Below are 24,102 nucleotides of genomic sequence, written 5' to 3' on the forward strand. Positions count from 1 at the left end.
ATAGTGAAAAGCCGGTCTGGTTCTCTCCAGACCGGCTTTTGTTTTGGCCTATTCCGACGATAGCGCCACGGCTGGAAGCAGGCGCGATGCCTTGCGAGCCGGTAGAAAGCCGAAGACCAGGCCGGTAGCGAAGGCGCAGGCGAAAGCCAGCAGAACCGGGCCGATGCTGTAACCGACCGAAAGGCCTGCCCAACCGGCAATGGCAGCAGCTCCAAGGCCGATGACCACGCCGAAAGCGCCGCCAATGGCCGAGACGGTGAGCGCTTCCGTGATGAATTGCAGGAGGATATCGCGCCGCCGCGCGCCGGTCGCCATGCGCACGCCGATTTCGCGGGTGCGCTCCGTCACGCTGACCAGCATGATGTTCATCACGCCAATGCCGCCGACCAGAAGCGAGATGGCGGCGACTGATCCGAGAAACAGCGTCATGGTGCTGCCCATGGCCGCCGCATCGTCACGCACCGACGACATGTTGGTGATCATCGTGTCACGCTGCTTATGGCGCTGGTCGAGCAATTCCTGAATCTGTTCCTGCGTTGTGTTGATCAGATCCGAATCCTTCACCTGCACGGTGATGGTGCGCACATATTTCTGGCCGAACAGCCGCAGATTGCCGGTCGAAAGCGGAACGACAACCACATCGTCCTGATCAGTGCCACCGAAGCCCGCACCTTTCGGCTCCAGCGTGCCGATGACCTGGAACGGGATTTTCTGGATCAGAATATGTTGCCCGATCGGGTTGCTGCCATCCGGAAACAGCGTCTTGACCACTGTGGCTCCGAGAACGGCGACCGGCGCATAGGACGTCATATCGTTCTGGGTGATGAAATCGCCCGTCGCGAGCTTCCAGGATTTGGCCTCCGAGAAAGCCGGGACCGTGCCGTTGGCCTGTGACTGATAGTCGACATTGCCGCGTCTGAGCGTGACCGTGCCTGTCACTTCCGGCACTGCCGATTTGATGTTGGGCAGTTCGAGAATCGCATCCGCATCGGCAGGCACGAGCGTTGCGATACTGCCCCCGCGAAAGCCCGGCATGGAGGGGCGCACGAGCACCAGATCGGTGCCCATGGCATTGATGCGGTCGAGAATCGAGTTTTGCGCGCCGGTGCCGATGGCCAGCATCGTCACCACCGAACTGACGCCGATGATGATGCCGAGAAGCGTCAGCACCGTGCGGAAAATATTGGCCCGCAAGGCACGCATGGCCATTTTCACGGCTTCGGAAATATCGGCAATGCGCGCCGCATGTCCGTCGCCCGCCTGCTGTAAACGCTGCGGAGCCTGCCGGTCGGGAATATCGCGCTTGGTCGTATCGGAAAGGATTTCGCCGTCCTTGATCTCGATCAGCCGGTCTGCGCGCTCCGCCACTTCGCGGGCATGAGTGATGACGATAATGGTGTGGCCCTGCTGATGCATGGAGCGCAGCAGTTCCATCACATCCTCGCCGCTCTGGCTGTCGAGCGCGCCTGTCGGTTCATCTGCGAGAATAATACGCCCGCCATTCATCAAGGCGCGCGCGATGGAAACGCGCTGTTGCTGGCCGCCCGACAGCTGGTTGGGGCGGTGGTCGATACGATCACCGAGCTTCAGCGAGTTCAACAATTCGGCTGCGCGCTCATGACGTTCGGCAGCGGGCATTCCGGCATAGATCGCCGGAACCTCGACATTTTCCTGCGCGGTTGATGTCGAGATCAGATTATAGCTCTGGAAGACGAAGCCGAATGTGCGGCGGCGCAGGGCAGCCAGTGCATCGGCATCGAGTGTCGAGACATCCTCGCCGTCGAGGAGATATTGCCCGCCGGTTGGGCTGTCGAGGCAGCCCAGAATATTCATGAGGGTGGATTTACCTGAACCCGATGCACCCATGATGGCGACGAATTCGCCTGCATGGATGTCGAGGCTGATACCGTGCAGGACCTCAACGGCGAGGTCGCCGTTGTGATAGGTCTTGCTGATGCTTTCAAGCCGGATGAGGGGCGCGTCTTGCATGGGCGCAGCCATCAGAAGAAGGACATGCCGCCGGGGCGACGACCGCCACGCGCGTTTGAACTTCCGGCAGGTCCGCCACTGGAAGCGCTGGTGACGACGACCTTGTCGCCTTCTTCCAAGCCGCTTTTCACTTCGGCCTGCACACGGTTCCGCACGCCGATTTCAACTGTGCGCTCGGTGAGTGTGCCGCTGGCGTCGACAACCTTGACGGTGATTTGCGGCTTTCCGCGATGCTGACCGTCACGTGGGCGGTCGCCGTTGCCTGGTCCCTTGCGCTGCCCCTGCGGGCGTTCGGCTTGCTGGCCTTCCGGGCTGCCGGATGGATCGCGGCGCTTGAAGCTGAGCGCGGAGGTGGGAACGAGCAGCACATCCTTGGCCGAATCGATCACGAAATAGACCTGCGCGCTCATGTTGATCATGAGTTCGCCGGTCGGATTCGGCACATCGAACAGTGCATAATAAAGCACGACATTGTTTTCGGTGGCGGGTGTCGGCTTGATCTGGCGCAGCTTGCCTGCGAACCGCTTTTCCGGCTGGCCGAGCAGGGTGAAATAAACCTCCATACCGGGCTTGAGCTTGGAAATATCGGCTTCGGACACCTGTGCTTCAACCGTCATGACCTTGAGGTCGGCAACCGTCACAACGGTTGGGGCTGTCTGCGATGCGTTCAGAGTCTCGCCTTCCTTGGCGGACTGGTCGACGACCGTGCCCTCCATGGGGCTGTTGATCTTGGTATAGCCGAGATCAACCGTGTCGCTTGCCAATTGCGACTGCTGCTGGCGAATCTGCGCGCCAAGCGCCTTCACATCGGCATCGGCTATGGAAAGGTCTGCTTCGGCCTGATCGACTGTCGATTGGGACACGCCCTGGGTGGCAAGCAGGGATTTTTGCCGCGCCGCACTGAGCTTTTTCAGCGTGAGCTGGGCTTCCTTGCTGAGAAGCTGGGCTTTCAGATTGTCGAGCTGCGCGCTGGCAATCTCGACTTTCTTTTCGAAAGGTGAGGGATCGATTTCGGCGATAAACTGGCCTTCCTTGACCTGATCGCCGATTTCCACCTTCACGGCTTTGAGCTGGCCCGAGACCTGTGCGCCGACATTGATGCTGCGCAGGGCACTGAGTGTGCCGACGGCGGTGATGGCGTTCTCGATATCGCCACGCGTAACCGTTTCAGCGAGGTAGCTGCCCTTTTCGTTCACGGCGGCCCGTGCATCGTAGAAATACCAGCCAGCACCTGCGGCAATTGCCGCAGCAGGCAGCCACAGCCACCAGCGGCGACGCCTGACGGATGCGCGCTTTTGCGGCGATGCAGCCTTCTGGCCAGAACCGGATGAAGCGGAAGATGTGCGCAACGATAACCCCCTGAATTTCTGAATCCCCACCCACGCGGGAAGTCACTCGTTTGTCCCTGAAAACGCCCTTGAGGGATGAAAGCCGCAGCGCTTGATCACTGGTGCGCGCGAATGTTCCTCCCAACAAATTGTTGCTTCGCGGTATCTAAACTTTCGCACTCAAGATTTCACCTTAAATATTTGTCATGCAACCAGCCATTGTCGGCGTTGCGCCCGCTCAGCAACGGGAAGCGGGAGACGTTTGGAGCAGAAGCCGGAAGACAAGGGTTGTCGCTTATTTAGTTATTTTCTTATGCAACCTGTAGTTATAATTTACCTTGAGTTGAATAAGGTTTCTCTGCTTCTATCTATTTAGCTTTTATTAAATTATTTTATGTTGATATGATGTAGACGGCGATATCATGAGTAATTACGATAATAAAATCGAACGCATTTCTTCTGGTGAACAGTTGATTGCGCGTGCATGAAGCGCGTTCATTCGTCATGTATATACAACTAAGTTTATCTGCTCTTGGACGGGAGGGCATATGGACTGCGGGGGCACAGTTAGAACGATTATTTTCCCCTTATTGAAAAGAAAAATACGGCTTCCTGATAGTTTAAAAACGACTGTTCTTTTTTCCCGCAATAAAGCGGGAACTGCGGCAGTAGAGTTTGCGATATTGGCACCGGTTTTTCTGTTGCTGCTGATGGGCGTCATCGCCTTCGGCATCTATCTGGGGGCGGCAAACGCGGTGCAGCAACTTGCTGCGGACGCAACACGTACGGCGCTTGCGGGGATCGACGCGACGGAGCGGCAGACGCTGGCTGCGACTTACATCCAGAAAAACGCGGCCAAATATTCGCTGATCAATCCGGCGCAGATACAGACCACGATTGACAATGCGGCGTCGGATCCAAGCCAGTTCACGGTTACGATCAGCTATAACGCGGCCAATCTGCCGATCTGGAATCTCATGACCGGATTGCCGTTACCCGGCAAAACGATCACGCGTGCTTCGACAATCCGGCTCGGGGGAACATGATATGTGGGCGGGGGCCTTACGTTTTCTTCAGGCGCGCAACGGCAATCTGGCCACTATGGCGGCCCTTGTCACGCCGATATTTCTGGCAATTGCCGCGCTCACCATCGATTCAAGCTCGCTCTATCTGGAGCGGCGACAATTGCAGAACATGGCCGATCTGGCCGCGATCAGCGGTGCGAGCGCGATTGGAACCGCCAGTGATGCCGTCAAAAAGCAATTGCTGGCCAATGGGCTCAATCCTGTCATGATGACGGGGACGTATGACCCGTCTGTGGTCAAGGGCAAGACGGACAATCTCACACGTGTCTGGGTGGAGACCGGCAATTACACCGCTGATAAATTGGTGGCTGTGGGGTCGCGCTTCGTGGCGGGCGGCACGAACCCCGATGCCGTGCGGGTGATGCTGGCAAAGCCCGGCAACCTCTATTTTGGTCAGGCGCTGATGGATCGTCCTGCGGTGAGTGCGAGCGGCATGGCCGCGTCGCATGCGGAAGCGGCCTTTTCCATCGGCTCGCGACTGGCCAGTCTGAACACGGATCAAAGTGTACTCAATGGACTATTGGGCGGCTTGCTGGGAACAACGCTGAACCTGAGTTTGGTTGACTACAACGCTCTTGCTGCCACCGATATCAACTTGCTGGGCTTTCTCGACAAACTTGCACCGCAAGTCGGCTTGACCGCTGGGACATATGATCAGTTGTTGAACACTGACGTCTCGGTCGGCGTTTTGGCAAAGGTGATGGCTGATGTCGTGACTAACAACGCCACAGCTAAGGCAGCACTAAACGTTTTGGGCAAAAATGCAGCCGCCCTTTCAGCCAAATTGCCTGTGGGTAAGCTGTTGGGGCTTGGTTCTCTGGCGAATGCCAGCATAGGCTCTGCTGGCAATTACAGCATCACGGCCAATGTCTTGCAGATGATTTCGGCGAGCGTGATGCTTGGTGGGAAACATCAAGCGGAGATCACTGCGCCCATCAATTTGCTCGGACTGATAACGGTTTCGTTCAAGCTTTATATCGGAGAGCCAGCACAAAAGACTCCGTTTTTCACTGTGGGTGCTGAAGGGTCTTTTGTTCGTACTGCTCAAATCAGGCTTAAGCTGTACATCACTCTTTTGAAATCGGCTGCCGATGGAATTCTCTCCATAGGAAGCGTTGAACTGCCAATCTATATCGATATCGCTTCCGCGGAAGGGCAGTTAAAGAGCATAAGCTGTCCGGCCGGCCCAAAAAGTGCACAAGTCACTGTGGCAACAATACCAGGTCTTGCCAACGTTTACTTGGGAAGTTTGAATGAGAATGACTTTTTTGGGTTTAAAGCTAAGCCGACAGTCAGTGCAGTGAGGATCGCCAAAGTTTCCGTTCTTGAAATATTAGGATTGCCCTCACTGATTGATATAGTTGCGCGTGCGGATATATCTCTTGGCAATAATAAGGCAACAAATCTCAGTTTCAGTTATAGCGATATAGATAAGCATACGGTGAAGACCGCTTATTCGAACAATGTTGTCTCATCTTTGACGACGTCATTGATGGCAGGCATGGATCTCGACGTGAAGCTGATAAGTGGACTTTTCACGTTGCCGCTTGGCAAAGCAGTGAATTTGCTAGGACTAGTTCTAAGTCCGGTGTCTGGACTCATTGATAGTATTCTATTCGGTCTACTCGATCTCCTTGGTGTCAAGCTGGGTGAAGCTGATGTGCAGGTTACCGGTGTGATCTGCCAACAGGCGGCGCTGACACAGTAAACTCCAGACAAAAAAGCCGGGCATTTCACCCGGCTTTTTCAATCGTCTTTGCGCACTCGATCAGGCCGTGCCGGTCGAGCCGAAGCCGCCAGCGCCGCGTGCGGTCTCGGTCACTTCGGCGCGTTCCTCGATTTTTGGCTGCACGACCGGCGCAAAGACCGCCTGTGCGATGCGCATGCCACGTTCGATACGGAAATCGTCGTCACCCAGATTGACCAGCAGGACCTTCACTTCGCCGCGATAATCGGAATCGATGGTTCCCGGCGTGTTGAGGCAGGTGATGCCGTTTTTGAAGGCGAGGCCGGAGCGCGGGCGAATCTGCACTTCATAGCCTTCCGGGATTTCGAAGATCAGGCCGGTCGGCACCAGCGTCCGGCGTCCGGGCAACAGCACGATCTGCCGGTCTTCGGCAACGGCCGCGCGCAAGTCCATGCCTGCGGAACCGGAGGTTTCATAGGCGGGGAGATCAAGGCCATTCGCATGTTCGAGGCGAATGATGCCGAGCGTTGGTGCTTGAGCGGATGCTGCGGTCATGAGGGAGCCTTTCCTGCGGGGATTCAAATTGGCGACGCTCATACGTGAAAACAGATCAAAGGTGTACCGCCTATTTGGCGTTTTGCAATGATAGTACGGCACAGGATCATGTTTTTACTGGATGGAGTGCTCCCCGTCAGTGCATGATGAGGCCGCCATCCACAGCATATTGACTGCCCGTCACATAAGATGCGTCGTTGGAAAGCAAAAACAGCGCCACTGCGGCTGCCTCGTCGGCGGTGCCAGCGCGACCGAGCGGCACCTGATCCAGCACGAAACGCTCGAAACCGGTGCGGGCTTCCTCGGGCAGAAAATGCCGGAAGTTGGTTTCGATGGGGCCGGGCACCAGAACATTGACCCGGATGCCGCGCGGGGCCAGCGCCGAAGCCCAGGATCGCGCCATGGCGACAACCGCACCCTTGGTGGCCGCATAAAGGCTCGTCGCCGCAGCGCCTTCATATGTGGAGCTGGAGGAGGTCAGAACCACCGAACAACCGGGATTGAGAAGATCGGACAGGCTTGCAAGCTGGAGCACTGGCCCTCGCACATTGGCAGCCATCATTTCATCGAAGGCGGCTACCGTGATCTGTTCCGGAGCGCCGATGGTTGCGAAGGCTGCATTCAGCCACAAGCCGTCCAGTCCGCCCTTCGAGCGAATGGCTGCAGCCAGCGCTTCTGCCGAGGCCGGATCGGCAGCGTCGTTTTTCAACACCTGCGCCTTGTCGCCCAGTTCTTGTGCGACCGATGCGAGGCGTTCGTCATTCAGTCCCGTGATGACGGTCGTGCCGCCTTCAGCAATGATGCGGCGGGCGCCAGCCAGCCCCATGCCGCTCGTTCCGCCCGTGACGAGCACCCGCTTTCCGTCAAATCTTTTCATGAGGGTTCCTTCCGTCAATGCGCTGTCAACGAGAATGCGCGCATTTTGCCATGTAGGCATGCTGACGGGAGAAGCAACGGTTTTAGCGCATATCGAGCGGAACGGCGGTGGTTTCCTTGATTTCCTCCATTACGAAGGACGCTGAAACATCCGACAGCGGAACGCTGGCGATCAGCTGCTGGTAAAGCCGGTCATAGGCCTTCACGTCCGCGACACGCGCCTTCAGCACGTAATCCAGATCGCCGGTCATGCGATAGACGCCGACGATTTCCGGAAAACGCGCCGTGGCGTTGCGGAACTTCGACAGCCATTGCGGATCGTGGCTGGATGTGCGCACCAGAATGAAAACGGACAGGCCGCAGCCCACCATCTCGGCATCCACCAGCGCGACACGCGCTTTGATGATGCCCTCTTCCTCCATGCGCTTCACCCGTCGCCAGCAGGCATTGCGCGAAAGGTTGACGCGTTCCGACAGAGAATCAACAGACAGCGTGCCGTCAATCTGCAGTTCTCCCAATATTTTGCGGTCTATCTCGTCCAGTGAAGCGATCATAGTGGGATGATTGTCCCAATTATTTGCGGATTTCAAGAATATTTTGAGATTTCATCTTTCTCATTCTTGCTAAAATGATTTTCCAGAAGGGCGCTTTAGCGCTGGGCAAAAGAGAAAGAATTTCTCAATCAAACGGGAGCATTTGCAATGACCACGCGTATTACCCGCATTTTCACCAACCATCCCTCATCGGTCGATGAGACCTATTTCGAGCATATGGCTTTTGCATCGCGGTTTTCATTCAAGCTGTTCGGAGCAGCATTTGCTGCTTTGATCCATGCATTTTTGCCATTTTTGTTCGAAAAGACTGCAAGCACCATTGTTCGTCAGCTCTATGAGCGGACGCATAACAGAGGTCGTTAAGACTGGCTTTTAAGCATCGGATCGCACATGTGCCGTTGGGCAGCCTATCTCGGACCTGAGACCTATCTGGAAGACATTATTTCGTCTCCCTGTCATTCGCTCGTGGCGCAGAGCCACGATGCGCATGAAGCCAAAACACGCACCAATGGCGACGGTTTCGGTGTCGCCTGGTATGGGCATCGCACCGAGCCTGGACTGTATCGGGATATTCTGCCCGCCTGGTCCGATCAGAACCTAGGTAGCCTGGCGCGACAAATCCGGTCGCGCCTTTTTCTTGCGCATGTGCGCGCCTCGACAGGCGGGCTGACCAGCCGCTCCAATTGCCACCCCTTTGTTTCCGGGCGCTGGAGCTTCATGCATAACGGGCAGATCGGCAATTTCGACCGGCTGCGCCGCAGGCTGGAAGCGCATCTGAGCGATCATGTCTATGCGCAGAAGCACGGCGCAACCGATTCCGAACTGATCTTTCTGCTGATGCTGGAATTCGGCCTCGACAGCGATCCGGTTCAGGCGATGAAGCGCATGGTCGCCACGATTGTGGACGAGGCCGGGAAGGCCGATGTGCCGCCATTTCTGCGGCTGACCGCGGCTTTTTCAGACGGCAATCAGCTTTATGCAATCCGCTATGCCACCGACGCCTTTGCACCCACGCTTTATACCGCGACGCTTGGCGCGTCGTCCGGCATTTGTGTGGTGTCGGAGCCGCTGGATGGCGAAGCTGCCAACTGGATGGCTGTGCCGGCAAACAGTTTTGTCACTGTCTCCCGGCAGGGCCGCATTGCCATTGACGGTTTTGAGGGGGCCATGTCGCCCCCGCAAGGTGTTGCGACGGTCTAAAGCATTTCCAGCAAAAGTGCGTAGCGGTTTTGTGTAGGACAATGCGTAGAAACAAATAGATAGAGCGGTTCCACGATTCCGCTTTAACTGGAACCGCTCTAGGCGTTGCCGATCAGAATACCCGCTGCCAGAACCAATGCGCCGCCCAGCACAACTTGCAGGACCGAGCGGAAAAATGGCGTTTCCATGAAACGGTTCTGGATGAAGGCGATGGCCCAGAGTTCAAAGAACACGATAACGACCGCTAGAGACGTAGCCGTCCAGAAATCTGTGATCAGATAGGGCAATGCGTGGCCGAGGCCGCCGAGTGCCGTCATGATACCGCAGGACAGGCCGCGCTTGATCGGCGATCCGCGGCCGGACAGCTTGCCATCATCATGAATGGCTTCGGTGAAGCCCATCGAAATACCCGCACCAACCGAGGCTGACAGGCCGACGAGGAACGTCTGCCAGGTATCCTGCGTGGCAAAGGCGGCAGCGAAGATCGGCGCAAGGGTCGAGACCGAACCGTCCATCAGGCCCGCAAGGCCGGGCTGAACATAGGTGAGGATGAACTGCTTGCGCTCAAGCGCGCGTTCCTCGTCCTGCACGCTTTCGGGTGTCAGTTCATGTTCCAGCGATTCGGCTTTGACCTCGTGCTGCTTTTCCTGAAGCGCCAGATCGCCCAGAAGCTTGCGCGTGCCCGCATCGGTGACGTGCTTTGCCGCCTCGACATAGAAACGATAGGCCTGATCTTCCATTTCAGACGCCGCGTCGCGCACCTTGTCGATACCGAGCGGTCGCACCAGCCAGTCGGGCTTGCGGTCGTAATAGCCGCTGACATGTTCGCGGCGAATGAGCGGAATATGGTCGCCAAACCGCGCCCGGTGCCGTTCGATCAGCGCATCGCGGTGCCCGTGCTCTTCTTCCGCCATCTGTTCGAAAATCTTGGCCGATTGCGGGAATTCTTCGCGCAGGCCATCGGCATAGGCGAGATAGATGCGCGCATCGTCCTCTTCAGACGAGATGGCAAGCGCCAGTACTTCCTGTTCGGAAAGCGAATCGAACGGGCGGCGACCATTGCGGAAAAATCGACTCAGCATAATCAAATCCATCAGTTTAGAATTATTCTAAATTTATAATCAGCATGCTGAAAGTCAAGTCTTGCGATGCAGTCCTGTTTGGCGCATTACATTTCGGCCCCGTAAAACGGGGGTTTGCAAGCAACGGCAAGACGAAAAAGCCAGAAAGAACAGGATCGATGGCATCGATGAACACACACGCGCAAGGCAATAGCCCCCGTCCGCTCAATGGGCAGGATTTCCGCACCCTTGGCCTTTCGGCCCTCGGCGGCGCGCTGGAGTTTTATGATTTCATCATCTTCGTATTTTTCGCCAGTGTGATCGGCCATCTGTTTTTTCCGCCGGACATGCCGGATTGGCTGGTCATGATCCAGACTTTCGGCATTTTCGCAGCTGGCTATCTGGTGCGCCCGGTCGGCGGTATCGTGCTGGCGCATTTCGGCGACAAGTTCGGTCGCAAGCGGGTTTTCGCCTTTTCGGTGTTTCTGATGTCGATCTCGACATTGGCCATGGCCTGCCTGCCGACTTATGCGACGCTGGGCGTCGGCGCGCCGATCCTGCTGATCGTTTTTCGCATGTTGCAGGGCGCGGCCATTGGCGGCGAAGTTCCCGGCGCGTGGACCTTTGTGGCGGAGCATGTGCCTGCCAATCGGGTTGGCATGGCCTGTGGCTTCCTCTGTTCCGGCCTGACGCTCGGCATCATGATCGGCTCGCTGATCGCAACAGCCATCAACTGGATTTTCACCCCGGAGGAACTTGCCGGTTACGCATGGCGCATTCCGTTCTTCATCGGCGGTATTTTTGGCTTGCTCGCGGTTTATCTGCGGCGCTGGTTGGCGGAAACGCCGATCTTTACCGAAATGAAGAACAGCCATCTGCTCAAGGACAAGCTGCCGCTCAAGACGGTGCTGCGCGAACATATGCATGGCGTCATTATTTCCGTGCTTTTGACGTGGATTCTGTCAGCCGGTATCGTCGTGACCACGCTGATGACCGCGACCTTCCTGCAAAAGCTTTACGGCTATAGCCCATTGCAATCGCTTGCTGCCACCAGCTTCGGCACGCTTTTCCTGATGTTTGGCACGGTGGCTGCCGGATCGATTGTCGATCGCATCGGCAGCGGACGCTTCTTTGCGGTGGCCGGTGTGTTCTTCGGCGTCGCCACCTTCGTTTTCTACAGCTTTGCAGGTACGTCGCTGCCGGTGCTGTTTGCGCTATATGCGGTCATGGGGCTTTCCGTTGGCATGGTTGGCGCTGTGCCCTATGTCATGGTGCGCGCCTTCCCGGCTCCGGTTCGGTTCTCGGGCCTGTCCTTCTCCTATAACGTTTCCTATGCGGTGTTCGGCGGCCTGACGCCCGTGGTCGTAACATCGTTTCTGGCGGTCAACCCAATGGCGCATGCCTGGTATCTGGTGTTCATCGCGGTGCTGACTTGCGGATTGGGGCTTTATCTGATGGCCCGCAGCGATCGGGTGGAAGGCGCCATTGGCCTTGAGGATTTGCCGGTCGGAGACGCCGTACCGCATGGGAGCTAAAGAAAGGGCCGCTGTTGCGGCCCTTTCTTTTTATGTTTAGTGCGTCGCCAGTTTGGCGGTACCCAGTTCCTTGTCGTGGACAGCAAAGCGGTCCACCATGTCGGCGCTGGCTTCGTTAAAGCCGATCACCGACACATCGGTGCCGCTGGCGCGATATTTCAGGACAACCTTGTCCAGTGCACCGACCGAGGTGATATCCCACAGATGCGCATGGCTGACATCGATGGTGACCTTCTTGGCAGGCTTGGAGAAATCGAACGCGGCGATGAAATTCTGCGCCGAAGCGAAGAAAATCTGGCCTTGAACAGTATAGATGCGTTCGCTGCCGTCGCTGTTTTCGGCCTCGGTGACGCGGAACATCTTTGCGACCTTGCCCGCGAAGAACACGCCGGAAAGCAGCACGCCGACCAGAACACCTTTCGCCAGATCATGCGTCGAAACGACGGTCACAACCGTTGCCAGCATAACGAAGGACGAGGATGGCGGGTTGCGGCGCAGATCGAGGATCGACCGCCACGAGAATGTGCCGATGGATACCATGATCATCACGGCTACCAGTGCCGCCATCGGAATGATGCGCACGAGATCGTCGAGAACGAGAATCAGGAACAGCAGGAAAGCGCCCGCTACAAAGGTCGAAAGCCTGCCGCGTCCACCGGACGAAACATTGATCACCGATTGTCCGATCATCGCGCAGCCGCCCATGCCGCCAATCAGCGCCGAGGCGATATTGCTCGTGCCCTGACCGATGCATTCCTGGCTCTTATTGCTGGTCGTGTCGGTCATGTCGTCGACGATCTGGGCGGTCATCAGCGATTCGAGCAGTCCGACCGCTGCGAGCGTGATCGAATAGGGCAGAATGATCTGCAAGGTTTCGAGCGTCAGCGGCACTTGCGGCAGGGCGAAAACCGGCAATGCGGATGGCAATTCGCCGAGATCGCCCACGGTGCGAAGATCCATCCCGCTCCACCAGGCCAGTGCGGTGAGAACAGCAATGGCAACCAGTGGCGAGGGGATCGCCTTGGTCAGGCGAGGGAACAGATAGATGATGGCAAGGCCACCCGCGATCATCCAATAGGTCTGGACCGGCACGTGGATCAGTTCCGGCAGCTGCGCCATGAAAATGAGGATCGCCAGCGCATTGACGAAGCCGGTGATGACCGACCGCGATACGAAGCGCATCAGGCGTCCGAGTTTCAGGAAACCCGCAAGGATTTGCAGGAAGCCCATCAGGATCGTGGCGGCAAAGAGATATTGCAGCCCGTATTCCTTGACGAGTGAGACCATCACCACGGCGGTTGCAGCGGTGGCGGCTGAAATCATGCCGGGGCGACCGCCGGTAAAGGCGGAGACGCAGGCAATGGCGAAGGAAGCGAAAAGGCCGATCTTCGGATCGACCCCGGCGATGACCGAAAAGCCAATGGCTTCCGGAATAAGGGCTAGTGCTACGACGATGCCGGAGAGTATATCGCCGCGAATATTGGAGAACCACTCGCGGCGGTAGGCAGCAAGACGTGTCATTGAATTTTCCGCAAATAGAAGACGGGCGTTGAGAGCCGTCCGATTCAACATGGCCGATTATAAAAATGGGGGATGTTGTTGCGTTGTCTGGCGGATAGGCGGCCAGAAGAGCCACCCGGGCTTTCACCGGGTCCTTGCGAATGCGCTTGTATAAACAAAAAGAACGCAGCAGGGCAATAACCCGCTGCGTTTTCTATCGTTCTATATTGAATAGATCAGAGAATCTTCTGCATGAAGGTCAGATCGAGCCAGCGGCCGAATTTCTGGCCGACTTGTTTCAAGGTACCGCAATCCTCAAAACCTTGCGATCTGTGCAGCGCGATGGACGCCGCATTGCCTGCTTCAATGCCAGCCACCAGCACATGCACCTTGCGGCGGCGCGCTTCTTCCACCAGTTCGGCCAGCAAGGCGCGACCGATACCGCCACCGCGCGCATCACTTGCTACATAGACCGACAGCTCGGACGAATGGCGGAAGCCTTCAAAGGGGCGGAACGGACCATAGCTGGCATAGCCGACAACCTGGCCATCGCGCTCGGCCACCAGCACCGGGAATCCGTCGCGATTGCGGCCTTCGAGCCATAGCCGCCGATTTTCCAGATCAACCAGTGTTTCGTTCCAGATGGCAAGCGTGTTTTCGACCGCATCATTATAGATGGCGAGGAGCGTCGGGAGGTCGGCTGCCGTCGCATGGCGGATGGAGAGGGTCATTTCAGATGCCTTTGTAAAAGATCGTGGTGGCGCATGGGCTACCATCGGGGAAAAGCGCGTAATTCGGAATGATGCCGACAGGCTGCCAGTCAAGATGCGTATAGATCGCTTCGGCAGGACTGCCGGTGACGGTGTCGAGGCAGATGAGTGTTTTGCCTCGGCTGCGAGCTTGCAGTTCAGCCTGTTCCAGCAGTTTGCGGGCAAGGCCGAGGCCGCGCGCCTTGCGGTGGACGAGCAGCTTTTTCAGGTCAGCGCGATGCGGCTGATTGGGCATTTGTGCGAGACCAAGCTGAACCGTGCCGACGATCTCGCCTTCATGTTCAGCAACGATGAGCAACGTATCGCCGTTCTCGGCTTCGCGGGCGATACGGGTCCAGTAAGGCGTAAAATCCTGCGGTTCGCACGGGGCCATGAACCCGACCGATGCGCCACCCATGACGCAATCCGCCAGGATTTCGGCGAGCGCGGGGATGGCTCGCTTCGCTTCTTCCGCATTGAGAACGTGAATCATTGGTCGGTCTTTCAAAGGCTGCCGCGGCGTTCTAGCACGATGGCGTAGCGTGCAAGCGTCGAGCCCGGATTGTGAAAGGTGATGCCCGCCATGATGGGCATATAAAGGCAGTCGCCGGGCTTGAGGCTGTAATGCGTGTCTCCGACGGTCATTTCCATTTCACCGGCAAAGAGCCACATATGCTGTGTGATACCGGCATTGGCGGTCTGGGGTGCGAAAGTGACCTTGCCGCCTGCCGGAAACTCGATCTCGATCATGTCGACATTCGAGCCGGTGCCGGGGGGAGAAACAGACCGGCGCACATAGCCGGTGTCCGGATCGCGCCACACGGGCTGGCGATCATGCGGAAGGTAGGGCGAGGGCGGAGCTTCCGCATCACCGAAAAAGGCTGAAAGCGACGTGCCAAGGGCGGCGCAAATGCGCGCCAGAAGCTGGGCAGTCGGGCTTGTCTCGCCGCGCTCGATCCGCGAGATCATGGCGCGGCTCACACCGGAAGCATCGCCCAGCGCATCCAGCGTCATGCCTTGCGCCAGACGCAGACGGCGCAGGTTCTCGCCAATGGCGTTGTCGAGTTGTTCGATTGCGTTTTCCATTATGTTAGAAATAATATCTATTATAATGGAGTCAAGCGATTTCGAATACGAAAACGGCGGGATTTCTCCCGCCGCTGTCACGCTCTCTGCATGATAAACACTTGAAGTTCTGGCAGTGACCTCTCCCCCTCATCCTGAGCCGGTGCGAAGCACCGTGTCGAAGGGCGAGGGCGGGCGCTTGGTTTATTTTCCCTCGTCCTTCGAGACGCCGTTATCAACGGCTCCTCAGGATGAGGGAAGGGGACGTCTGCGCTACAAACCGATCACGGTTTGAGGAGTTAAGCTCTAGCCCTGTGCCTTCAGCTCCAGCCGGCGGCGATGCAGGACCGGCTCGGTATAACCGTTCGGCTGTTCGCGACCCTTAAAGACGAGGTCGCAGGCAGCCTGAAAGGCGATGGACTTGTCGAAGTTGGCAGCCATCGGGCGATAGAGCGCATCGCCTTCATTCTGCTTGTCGACGACAGCGGCCATGCGCTTCATGGTTTCCATGACCTGCGCTTCCGTGACAACGCCATGGTAGAGCCAGTTGGCGAGGTGCTGTGCGGAAATGCGCAGCGTCGCACGGTCTTCCATCAGGCCGACATTGTTGATGTCCGGCACCTTCGAGCAGCCGACGCCCTGATCAACCCAGCGCACGACATAGCCCAGAATCCCTTGCGCGTTGTTGTCGATTTCCTTCTGGATATCTTCCGGCGTCCAGTTCGGACGGCTGGCGACCGGCACCGACAGAATATCGTCGAGCTTGGCGCGCGGGCGGCTCTTGAGCTTTGCTTGAACGGCGGCGACGTCCACCTGATGATAGTGGGTGGCGTGCAGCGTTGCAGCGGTTGGCGATGGCACCCATGCGGTGTTTGCACCAGCCTTCGGATGGGCGATCTTCTGTTCCAGCATTGCCGCCATCAGGTCAGGCATGGCCCACATGCCCTTGCCGATCTGCGCGTGGCCGGAAAGGCCGCATTCGAGACCGATATCGACATTCCACTGCTCATAAGCCCCGATCCACGCGGCCTGCTTCATGTCGCCCTTGCGGATCATCGGACCAGCTTCCATCGAGGTATGGATCTCGTCGCCGGTGCGGTCGAGGAAGCCGGTATTGATGAACACAACGCGATCCTTGGCGGCGCGAATGGCTTCCTTGAGATTGATGGTCGTGCGGCGTTCCTCGTCCATCACGCCCATCTTGAGCGTGTTGGGCTGCATGCCGAGCAGTTCTTCGGTCCGGGTGAAGATTTCATTGGCGAAAGCCACTTCTTCCGGGCCGTGCATCTTCGGCTTGACGATATAGACCGAGCCTTCGCGCGAATTCATGTGACGGCCATTGGGGCCGATATCGTGCAGGGCGATCAGGCTGGTGAAGGCCGCATCCATGATGCCTTCCGGTACTTCATTGCCGTCGACATCGAGAATGGCCGGATTGGTCATCAGGTGGCCGACATTGCGAACCAGCATCAGCGAGCGGCCTTTGAGCGTCAGGTCGGAACCGTCAGCCCCGTGATAGCTGCGGTCGCCATTGAGGCGGCGCGTCATCTGCTTGCCATTCTTTTCGAACGTGTCTTCCAGCTTGCCGTTCATCAGGCCGAGCCAGTTGCGATAGACCGCAACCTTGTCTTCGGCATCGACGGCGGCAATCGAATCTTCACAATCCTGAATCGTGCTGACGGCCGATTCCAGAACCATGTCGGCAATATGCGCCGGATCGGTCTTGCCGATCGGGTGGTCGGCATTGACGACGATATCGACATGCATGTTGTTCTTGGCCAGCAGCACATTGGTCGGGCTGGCGTCATCGCCATTATAGCCCTTGAACTGGCTTGGGTCTTTGAGAGCCGTGACGGAGTCATCGGTGCGCTTGATGTCGAGCTTGCCATCCTTGATGGAAAGGCCAGCGACTTCCGCCCATTTGCCGGAGGCAAGCGGGGCGCTTTCATCGAGGAAGTTCTTCGCCCAGGCGATAACCTTTTCGCCGCGCTTCGGATTGTAGCCTTTGCCCTTTTCCGCGCCATCGGCATCGGAAATCGCATCGGTGCCGTAAAGCGCATCATAAAGCGAACCCCAACGCGCATTGGCGGCGTTGAGCGCATAGCGTGCGTTCATGACCGGCACGACGAGCTGTGGACCGGCAATATGGGTGATTTCCGGATCGACATTGGCGGTCGAAACGGTGAATTCGCCGCCTTCCGGCAGAAGGTAACCGATATCCTTGAGGAACTGCTGGTAATCCGCCTGGCTATAGCCCTTGTCACGGTTTTCCTTGTACCAGCTGTCTATCTTCGCCTGCATGTCGTCGCGCTTTTTCAGAAGCGCGCGGTTCTTCGGGGCAAGATCGCGAACGATGGCGGCAAAGCCTTTCCAGAACGTGTCCGGATCTACACCGGTGCCGGGAGCGGCCTCCTTGGCCAGAAACTCCACGAGTTCCGGGGCAACACGCAAACCTTCGATTTCGACGTAATTGCTCATGGCTTGGCCTCCTTCAGAATAAACACAACTTTCGCCAGCGCTTTTAGCGCCAGCTATCCTGTTGCCTTTGAACCGCTTTGGCGCGCTTTCGTCAATCGGTGCGCGGGCACATCATTTGTGACGCTGGGGCGAAAATCACCGCTCCAGTTTCAACATGTCGCGAATATCGTTTGGGGTGGAACCCTGTTCGCGCAGGGATGCAAGAGCGGTATCCTTGCGGCTTTTCGACAGTTTCAGCCCGTCATCACCCAACACCAGATGGTGGTGGTGATAAAGCGGTTCCGGCAGGTCGAGGAGCTTTTGCAGGAGACGATGCACGGCGGTCGCGTGGAAAAGATCGCTGCCGCGCACGACATGGGTAACGCCTTGCAGGGCATCGTCCACCACCACGGAAAGATGGTAGCTGGTCGGCGTGTCCTTGCGCGCAATGATCACGTCACCCCATTTGGCGGGGTCGGCGGCAATGCGTCCCGTTTCGCCATCCGGCCCGGTGCCGCTTTCTTCCCAGAACAATGGCCCGCCCGCAGCGGCCAGAGCTTTTTCCATATCAAGACGCCAGGCATAGGCAACGCCCGAGACGATCCGTTCCAGCCGCTCCTTTTCGGAGAGGTTGCGCTCGCCGCTTGGATAAAGCGGCGTCCCGTCGGGATCGGACGGCCAGTCCTTGCCCTTGGCATGGGCTTCACCGATCCGCTCGCGCACTTCGCCACGGCTGAGAAAGGCTGGATAGACGAGGCCCTTGTCGGCCAGTTTTGTCAGCGCATTGCGATATTCGCCAAAATGTTCCGACTGGCGGCGCACGGGCTCTTCCCATGAAAGGCCAAGCCAGTGCAGATCGTCGTAAATACCCTGTTCAAGCTCCGGCGTGCAGCGCGCCGTGTCGATATCTTCCATGCGCAGCAGAAAGCGACCGTCGTTTTCGTTCGCCATGCGTGCATTGAGAAGGGCTGAATAGGCATGGCCGAGGTGTAATTGGCCATTGGGGCTTGGTGCGAAGCGAAAGACGGGTCTGGTCATGATTGTGGCAGTTGCCGGTTCTTATTGATTGTCATTGAGGCACATTGGTACTTTGTCGGTGATTGAAATGAAAGGCCACAGCATGCATCGGATCGATACATTGGACGATATAGAGGCCGGCCTCGAAGCGCTGGTGCTTGCCGATGTGCGGCTGGCCGATATACGCAGCCGCGCCCATGCCGTGCCGCTGCGCCGCTCACAACCCGGCTTTGAAAGTCTGGCTTCCATTATCGTGGCGCAGCAGGTTTCAACTGCAAGCGCTGCGGCCATCTGGGCGCGGTTGAAACAGGCGATCGATCCGCTGACGCCGCAGGCCTATATCGATGGCGGCGAGGAGGCATGGCGGTTTGCCGGCCTGTCGCGGCCCAAGCAAAGAACGCTCCTGGCTGTCTCGCAGACGCTGGTGGATGGCGGGCTTGATCTGCACGGGCTTTGTGACCTGCCTGCGGAGGAAGCCATTGCTGCTCTCACGGCGATAAAGGGCATCGGGCCGTGGACGGCGGAAGTCTATCTGCTGTTTGCAGCCGGTCATCCGGATGTGTTTCCGGCGGGTGATGTGGCGCTGCAAGCAGCCGTTGGTCATGCCTTCGCACATGAAACGCGTCCGGACGCTAAAGCGTTGCGGCTACTGGCGGAAGATTGGGCACCCTGGCGCGGCGTTGCGGCGCGATTGTTCTGGGCCTATTACGCGGCGATCAAGGGGCGCGAGGCGACCCCACTTTTGTAGATGCTTCTGTAAATGTTGCGTGTTTCCGGTGGCATAAATGCGTTTCCGCTTCACAATCCTGTCACGTCGGGCTTACATTATCCGCATCAGCTGATGACGGTATTTCGATTCGCAGAAGCTTGATTTTCTGCTGATTGCAGTTCCGCCTTCGCGGTCTTGGAGCGTCGTTGTTGCGCCCACAATGGACGCGCGGCGCTCCGATGAAGAGCGCAATTCCGCTTGGAAAGTCGTCGTTTCGCCCTTTCTCGGAATTGCTCTGAAGGAGGTGCGTCCTTGACCATTGCAGTCTCACCCCGGACCGTCTCGACGAGTGGCTTGCCCGCTCTGGTCCTCAATGCGGATTATCGTCCGCTCAGTTATTATCCCTTATCGCTCTGGTCATGGCAGGATGCGATCAAGGCGGTCTTTCTCGAACGCGTGAATATCGTCGCGGAATACGATCAGATCGTTTCCTCGCCGTCTTTCTCCATGCGTGTTCCGAGTGTGATCTGCCTGAAGGATTATGTGAAGCCGCCGCGCTATCCGGCATTTACGCGCTTCAATCTCTTTCTGCGTGATCGTTTTGAGTGCCAGTATTGCGGTTCTCCGCATGACCTGACCTTCGATCACGTTACCCCGCGTTGCCATGGCGGCGAGACGACGTGGGAAAATGTGGTCGCCGCATGCTCACCATGCAATTTGCGCAAGGGCGGTCTCATGCCTGCCGCTGCGCATATGTGGCCGCGCCAGAAGCCGGTCATGCCGACCGTGCAGGATCTGCACAATAATGGTCGTCTTTTCCCGCCCAACCATCTGCACGATAGCTGGCTCGATTTTCTATATTGGGATGTCGAACTGGAGCCTTGACGCATGTTGCGCAAAACCGCGTAGCAATCTTGCGACAACATTATGCGAAAAAAGAAGACCTAAGCCCCCTCAGAATCTTCCCTTACTTCCCACTCTTCGCAAATGCGCCGTAGTAGCCGATGGCTGCAAAGAACAGGCTTGCGACAACATTCCATCCGGCAAAGGACAGACCGAGGAAAAAGCCGGGTGCGCTGTCGCATGCAGGCGGATGCGTGTTGAGATCACCTAAGAGATTGCCCGCATCCAGCGTGACCTTCATGGTCGCCGCGCTGCAATCGGTCGGGCCGGGCCAGTATTTCAGCTCAACGCCCGTGTGATAGGCGGCCAGCGCCAGACCATAGGTCATCAAAAGCGCACCGATCAGGATCAGGCCGCGCGTCAGGATCGGCGGCCACTTCAATCCGTAGGAAAGCCAGGCTGCAGCCAGAACCGGGACGCCAATATAATAAGGTGTGCGCTCTTCAAGGCAGAGCTTGCATGGCATGAAGCCCGCTAGGTGCTCGAAGCCAAGGGCGGTGCCGACGGTTGCGGCCAGACCGACCGTCATGATGCCAGCGGTCCAGGCCTGAACCTTGCCAACCGGATTATTGAGTGCAAATGCCATCTGAAATTTCCTGACGCAGCTCTTTATATGCAGCTAAACTAAGATAGAGGCTTGTTTCCAAGCAATTTATTTTGACCGGCGTGAGGCAGCCGGATCAGGCGTGAAGATATTTCACAGCAAAAAACAGGGCTATGAGCAGGACTGCAACGGCGCTGGCGATCAGGCCAAGGCGCTTTTCGATGAAATGGCGGATCGGCTCGCCATAGCGGCGCAGCAGCCAGGCCAGAAAAAAGAAGCGCGCACCGCGTGCAACGATTGCCGATGCGATGAACAGCCAGATATTGACGCCCGCCGCGCCCGACAGGATCGTCACCACCTTGATCGGCGGCAGATGGGCAAGGCCCGATGTGATGAGCATCAGCAAAATTGCGTCGGCGCTCGTCGTGCCGCGCAGCTGCTCGAACGTGTCGAGCTTGCCATACATTTCGAGCACCGGCTTGGCGATTTGTTCATAGGCATGATAGCCGAGATACCAGCCCGCTATGCCGCCGAGCACCGATGAAACGGTGGCGATAAAGGCATAGCGCCAGGCGCGTTCCGGACGGGCCAGCGCCATTGGCAGAAACAGAACGTCTGCCGGAACAAGGAAAACCGAACTTTCCACGAAAGCGATGATGGCCAGCCACCATTCGGCTGATTTTCGGGAGGCAAGTGAGATCGTCCAGTCGTAAAGGCGGCGCAGCATGGATTGTCCGGATAATGTGCGGCGGATAGCCGTCGTTGCGATTGCACCGTCTATAAATAAAAAAGACGGCGCGAACAATGCGCGCCGTCTCATTCATTACATGGCAACAATCAGCGCTTGTAGGCGCTGCAGATATATTTGGTTTCGAGATATTCCTCGATGCCGTATTTCGAGCCTTCGCGGCCGAGACCCGATTGCTTGACGCCGCCGAATGGAGCGACCTCGTTGGAGATCAGGCCGGTATTGTGGCCGACCATGCCATATTCAAGGCCTTCGCCAACACGGATCGCACGGCTGAAGTTCTCTGTATAGAAGTAAGCGGCGAGACCGAAGATCGTATCATTGGCCATGGCCAGCACTTCTTCTTCCGTGTCGAAGGCGAAGAGCGGCGCGAGCGGGCCGAATGTTTCTTCCTGCGCGACGGCCATGTCCGACGTGACGCCGGTCAGAACGCCCGGTTCGAAGAACAGGCCGCCCAGCTCCTTGCCGCCGGTGATGAGCTTTGCGCCCTTCGAAACAGCATCTTCAATATGGGCCTTCACCTTGGTGATCGCCTTTTCCTCGATCATCGGGCCGATGGCGACACCCGGTTCCGTGCCGTTGCCAACCTTCAGCGCCTTGACCTTTTCAGCGAGCTTTTCGGCGAACTTGTCATAAACGCCGCGCTGAACATAAATGCGGTTGGCGCAAACGCAGGTCTGACCGGCATTGCGATATTTGGAAATCATCGCGCCTTCCACAGCGGCGTCGAGATCGGCATCGTCAAAGACGATGAACGGCGCATTGCCGCCGAGTTCCAGCGATACTCTTTTGATCGTCGGTGCGCACTGCGCCATCAGCAGGCGGCCAACTTCGGTCGAGCCGGTAAAGGAGAGCTTGCGCACAATATCGTTGCTGGTCAGTTCAGCGCCGATATCGCGCGCCTTGCCGGTCACGATCTGCAACACACCAGCAGGAATGCCAGCCTTTTCAGCCAGAACGCCAAGCGCCAGCGCCGTCAACGGCGTGAGATCGGCGGGGCGCACGATCATCGTGCAGCCCGCGGCCAGCGCCGGTGCAGCCTTGCGGGTGATCATGGCTGCGGGGAAGTTCCATGGTGTGATTGCGGCGGTGACGCCGACCGGCTGGCGGATGACCGTCAGACGCTGACCAACCTGCGGGGCAGGGATGGTGTCGCCATAGACGCGCTTGGCTTCTTCCGCGAACCATTCAATGAAAGACGCGGCATAGAGCACTTCACCGCGCGCTTCAGCCAGAGGCTTACCCTGTTCCGACGTCATGATCAGTGCGATATCATCGGCATTGGCGACAATAAGGTCGAACCACTTGCGCAAAATGCCAGCGCGCTCCTTGGCGGTCTTCGCGGCCCAGACGGGAAGCGCCTTGGCGGAAGCGTCGATGGCGTTCTTGATCGTGTCCACCGACAGCGACGGGACAGTGCCGACTACCGAGCCATCAGCCGGGTTGGTCACATTGATCGTCTTGCCGTCAGCCGCGTCGATCCAGCGACCGTCGACCAGGCATTTCGATTGAAGCAGCGAAGGGTCTTTCAAGGTGATCATGTCTGATGTTCCGTCCCAGTCTTGCATTGATTGATTGTTCAGTATATTGAACACTCTTCGATATACTGAATTAAACAGATCATGCCGACCAAAGTCAACCGGTCAGCCGATGATCTGTCGGGCAGATGGCGAGCAAGCATAGGAATGAAACGATGACTGACGAGGCAGGTTCCCTCAAGCTGGTTCCCGCCGTCATGCGCGCGGCACAGATACTTGATCTTATCACCAAGGCCGGTGACGGCATGGGCGGGGCACTGAAACTGTCCGATATTGCGCGTCAGGCCGGGCTACCCAAAAGCAGCGTGCATGGGCTTTGCCAGACACTGGTTCATCTGAAGCTTCTCAAATTCAATAATGACGGCAGCTTTTCCATGGGGCCGCAGTCGGTGCGCTGGGCCAATGTCTTTCTGGCGGGTAGCGATATTGTCGAGGTGTTTCATGAGGCGGTCGCGCAGGCAGAGGGGCTTGGCGCCTATACGCTGACGCTTTCACATCTGGACGGTCCGGATGTCATCTATCTGTCTTGCCGCAATTCGACAGCGCCGCTCGGGATTACGTTCCGCATCGGCATGCGTGTTCCCGCAGTCTTTACGGCGACAGGCAAAGCGATGCTCGCGGCAATGCCGGATGAGGAGCGGGCGCGCCATCTTCCGGAACATTGGCCGGATCTCGCCACACCGGCGAGTGTCGCTTCGCTGAAAGCACTCGAAGTCGAGATGGCTGGTGTAAAAGAGAAGGGGTACTCCCTTGATGACGGCCAGTTGCGCGAAGGCATGTTCTGTATCGGCGCTGCAATCTATGAACAGCCGCACCGCCCTAGCGCTGGTATTGCTCTTTCGATGATGGCGGCAGAAGCTCGTCCCGAAGTGATTAAGGAGATCGGTCGACGGATGCGAGCCCTTGCAGATGATGTTGCCGAGCGAATGGGATGGGCTTCCGCGTCAGAATCACCTGTTCAGATTGATGAATAAGGAGTAAATTTCTGTCTTTCTCCCTGTG

23 protein-coding genes and 1 other annotated feature are annotated in these 24,102 nt (G+C 57.5%); of the genes, 8 read left to right on the plus strand and 15 right to left on the minus strand.

Annotated elements, in window-relative coordinates:
- Positions 1-48: 48 nt before the first annotated feature.
- Entirely contained in the window at positions 49-1,989 is a 1,941-nt protein-coding gene (locus ACTJKP_RS06885) for a MacB family efflux pump subunit (protein WP_440630111.1), read from the minus strand.
- A gap of 11 nt (positions 1,990-2,000) precedes the next feature.
- Positions 2,001-3,338: an efflux RND transporter periplasmic adaptor subunit gene (locus tag ACTJKP_RS06890; protein ID WP_440630112.1), complete on the minus strand. Its 1,338-nt coding sequence runs from the start codon at positions 3,336-3,338 to the stop codon at positions 2,001-2,003.
- Between the two features lie 527 nt (positions 3,339-3,865).
- Here ACTJKP_RS06890 and ACTJKP_RS06895 point away from each other — a divergent pair.
- Both ACTJKP_RS06895 and ACTJKP_RS06900 read left to right on the plus strand, forming a co-directional pair.
- Positions 3,866-4,363, plus strand: a complete 498-nt coding sequence (locus ACTJKP_RS06895) for a TadE/TadG family type IV pilus assembly protein (protein WP_440630113.1) — start codon at positions 3,866-3,868, stop codon at positions 4,361-4,363.
- A 1-nt stretch (position 4,364) separates the two neighbouring features.
- Positions 4,365-6,110 carry a pilus assembly protein TadG-related protein gene (locus ACTJKP_RS06900; RefSeq protein WP_440630114.1) on the plus strand — a complete coding sequence of 582 codons (1,746 nt, stop codon included), beginning with the start codon at positions 4,365-4,367 and terminating at the stop codon, positions 6,108-6,110.
- A 60-nt stretch (positions 6,111-6,170) separates the two neighbouring features.
- Here ACTJKP_RS06900 and dut read toward each other — a convergent pair whose 3' ends face one another.
- The 3 genes from dut to ACTJKP_RS06915 all read right to left on the minus strand — a co-directional run bounded on the left by dut (position 6,171) and on the right by ACTJKP_RS06915 (position 8,074).
- Complete coding sequence (gene dut, locus ACTJKP_RS06905; protein ID WP_078339446.1) at positions 6,171-6,644, minus strand: dUTP diphosphatase; 474 nt, start codon at positions 6,642-6,644, stop codon at positions 6,171-6,173.
- A 136-nt stretch (positions 6,645-6,780) separates the two neighbouring features.
- Positions 6,781-7,521, minus strand: a complete 741-nt coding sequence (locus ACTJKP_RS06910) for an SDR family oxidoreductase (protein ID WP_440630115.1) — start codon at positions 7,519-7,521, stop codon at positions 6,781-6,783.
- 82 nt (positions 7,522-7,603) lie between these two features.
- A complete protein-coding gene (locus ACTJKP_RS06915; RefSeq protein WP_138787344.1) occupies positions 7,604-8,074 on the minus strand; it encodes an Lrp/AsnC family transcriptional regulator in 471 nt (156 codons plus the stop codon).
- A 147-nt stretch (positions 8,075-8,221) separates the two neighbouring features.
- Between ACTJKP_RS06915 and ACTJKP_RS06920 the strand changes: the two genes are divergently transcribed.
- Both ACTJKP_RS06920 and ACTJKP_RS06925 read left to right on the plus strand, forming a co-directional pair.
- A complete protein-coding gene (locus ACTJKP_RS06920) occupies positions 8,222-8,437 on the plus strand; it encodes a DUF6356 family protein (protein WP_440630116.1) in 216 nt (71 codons plus the stop codon).
- A gap of 27 nt (positions 8,438-8,464) precedes the next feature.
- Positions 8,465-9,274 carry a class II glutamine amidotransferase gene (locus tag ACTJKP_RS06925; RefSeq protein WP_440630117.1) on the plus strand — a complete coding sequence of 270 codons (810 nt, stop codon included), beginning with the start codon at positions 8,465-8,467 and terminating at the stop codon, positions 9,272-9,274.
- A 98-nt stretch (positions 9,275-9,372) separates the two neighbouring features.
- Here the strand turns inward: ACTJKP_RS06925 and mbfA are convergent, their stop codons facing one another.
- Positions 9,373-10,356 carry an iron exporter MbfA gene (mbfA, locus tag ACTJKP_RS06930; RefSeq protein WP_440630118.1) on the minus strand — a complete coding sequence of 328 codons (984 nt, stop codon included), beginning with the start codon at positions 10,354-10,356 and terminating at the stop codon, positions 9,373-9,375.
- Between the two features lie 158 nt (positions 10,357-10,514).
- Between mbfA and ACTJKP_RS06935 the strand changes: the two genes are divergently transcribed.
- Positions 10,515-11,870 (plus strand): MFS transporter, encoded by a 1,356-nt coding sequence (locus tag ACTJKP_RS06935; RefSeq protein WP_440630119.1) that lies wholly within the window; start codon positions 10,515-10,517, stop codon positions 11,868-11,870.
- Between the two features lie 36 nt (positions 11,871-11,906).
- On the opposite strand, the gene ACTJKP_RS06940 is transcribed toward ACTJKP_RS06935, so the two are convergent.
- The 6 genes from ACTJKP_RS06940 to gluQRS form a co-directional block, all read right to left on the minus strand.
- Entirely contained in the window at positions 11,907-13,391 is a 1,485-nt protein-coding gene (locus tag ACTJKP_RS06940) for a SulP family inorganic anion transporter (RefSeq protein WP_440630120.1), read from the minus strand.
- A gap of 81 nt (positions 13,392-13,472) precedes the next feature.
- Positions 13,473-13,528: a sequence feature (sul1 is cis-regulatory element that is thought to sense ions involved in sulfur or methionine metabolism; They are found in Alphaproteobacteria), on the minus strand.
- Positions 13,529-13,606: 78 nt separating this feature from the next.
- On the minus strand, positions 13,607-14,101 hold the full coding sequence (locus ACTJKP_RS06945; RefSeq protein ID WP_440630121.1) for an N-acetyltransferase family protein: 495 nt from the start codon (positions 14,099-14,101) through the stop codon (positions 13,607-13,609).
- A gap of 1 nt (position 14,102) precedes the next feature.
- On the minus strand, positions 14,103-14,612 hold the full coding sequence (locus ACTJKP_RS06950; protein WP_440630122.1) for a GNAT family N-acetyltransferase: 510 nt from the start codon (positions 14,610-14,612) through the stop codon (positions 14,103-14,105).
- Between the two features lie 11 nt (positions 14,613-14,623).
- Positions 14,624-15,205, minus strand: a complete 582-nt coding sequence (locus ACTJKP_RS06955; protein WP_440630123.1) for a helix-turn-helix domain-containing protein — start codon at positions 15,203-15,205, stop codon at positions 14,624-14,626.
- 285 nt (positions 15,206-15,490) lie between these two features.
- Positions 15,491-17,662, minus strand: a complete 2,172-nt coding sequence (locus tag ACTJKP_RS06960; RefSeq protein WP_440630124.1) for a malate synthase G — start codon at positions 17,660-17,662, stop codon at positions 15,491-15,493.
- A gap of 135 nt (positions 17,663-17,797) precedes the next feature.
- A complete protein-coding gene (gluQRS, locus tag ACTJKP_RS06965) occupies positions 17,798-18,679 on the minus strand; it encodes a tRNA glutamyl-Q(34) synthetase GluQRS (RefSeq protein ID WP_440630125.1) in 882 nt (293 codons plus the stop codon).
- Between the two features lie 82 nt (positions 18,680-18,761).
- On the opposite strand from gluQRS, the gene ACTJKP_RS06970 reads away from it, so the two are divergent.
- Together ACTJKP_RS06970 and ACTJKP_RS06975 are read left to right on the plus strand one after the other, a co-directional pair.
- Positions 18,762-19,406 carry a DNA-3-methyladenine glycosylase family protein gene (locus tag ACTJKP_RS06970; protein WP_440630144.1) on the plus strand — a complete coding sequence of 215 codons (645 nt, stop codon included), beginning with the start codon at positions 18,762-18,764 and terminating at the stop codon, positions 19,404-19,406.
- Between the two features lie 273 nt (positions 19,407-19,679).
- Positions 19,680-20,252 (plus strand): HNH endonuclease, encoded by a 573-nt coding sequence (locus tag ACTJKP_RS06975; RefSeq protein WP_078339434.1) that lies wholly within the window; start codon positions 19,680-19,682, stop codon positions 20,250-20,252.
- A gap of 82 nt (positions 20,253-20,334) precedes the next feature.
- Here the strand turns inward: ACTJKP_RS06975 and ACTJKP_RS06980 are convergent, their stop codons facing one another.
- From ACTJKP_RS06980 to ACTJKP_RS06990, 3 genes are all read right to left on the minus strand, one after another.
- On the minus strand, positions 20,335-20,856 hold the full coding sequence (locus ACTJKP_RS06980) for a disulfide bond formation protein B (RefSeq protein WP_078339433.1): 522 nt from the start codon (positions 20,854-20,856) through the stop codon (positions 20,335-20,337).
- Positions 20,857-20,950: 94 nt separating this feature from the next.
- Entirely contained in the window at positions 20,951-21,541 is a 591-nt protein-coding gene (locus ACTJKP_RS06985) for a YqaA family protein (protein WP_440630126.1), read from the minus strand.
- A 110-nt stretch (positions 21,542-21,651) separates the two neighbouring features.
- Complete coding sequence (locus ACTJKP_RS06990; protein WP_078339431.1) at positions 21,652-23,103, minus strand: NAD-dependent succinate-semialdehyde dehydrogenase; 1,452 nt, start codon at positions 23,101-23,103, stop codon at positions 21,652-21,654.
- 152 nt (positions 23,104-23,255) lie between these two features.
- On the opposite strand from ACTJKP_RS06990, the gene ACTJKP_RS06995 reads away from it, so the two are divergent.
- Positions 23,256-24,074 (plus strand): IclR family transcriptional regulator, encoded by an 819-nt coding sequence (locus ACTJKP_RS06995; protein ID WP_440630127.1) that lies wholly within the window; start codon positions 23,256-23,258, stop codon positions 24,072-24,074.
- The last annotated feature ends 28 nt before the right edge of the window (positions 24,075-24,102 follow it).

This window comes from Brucella sp. 22210, from assembly GCF_052045675.1.
In the GTDB taxonomy this organism is placed as follows: domain Bacteria; phylum Pseudomonadota; class Alphaproteobacteria; order Rhizobiales; family Rhizobiaceae; genus Brucella.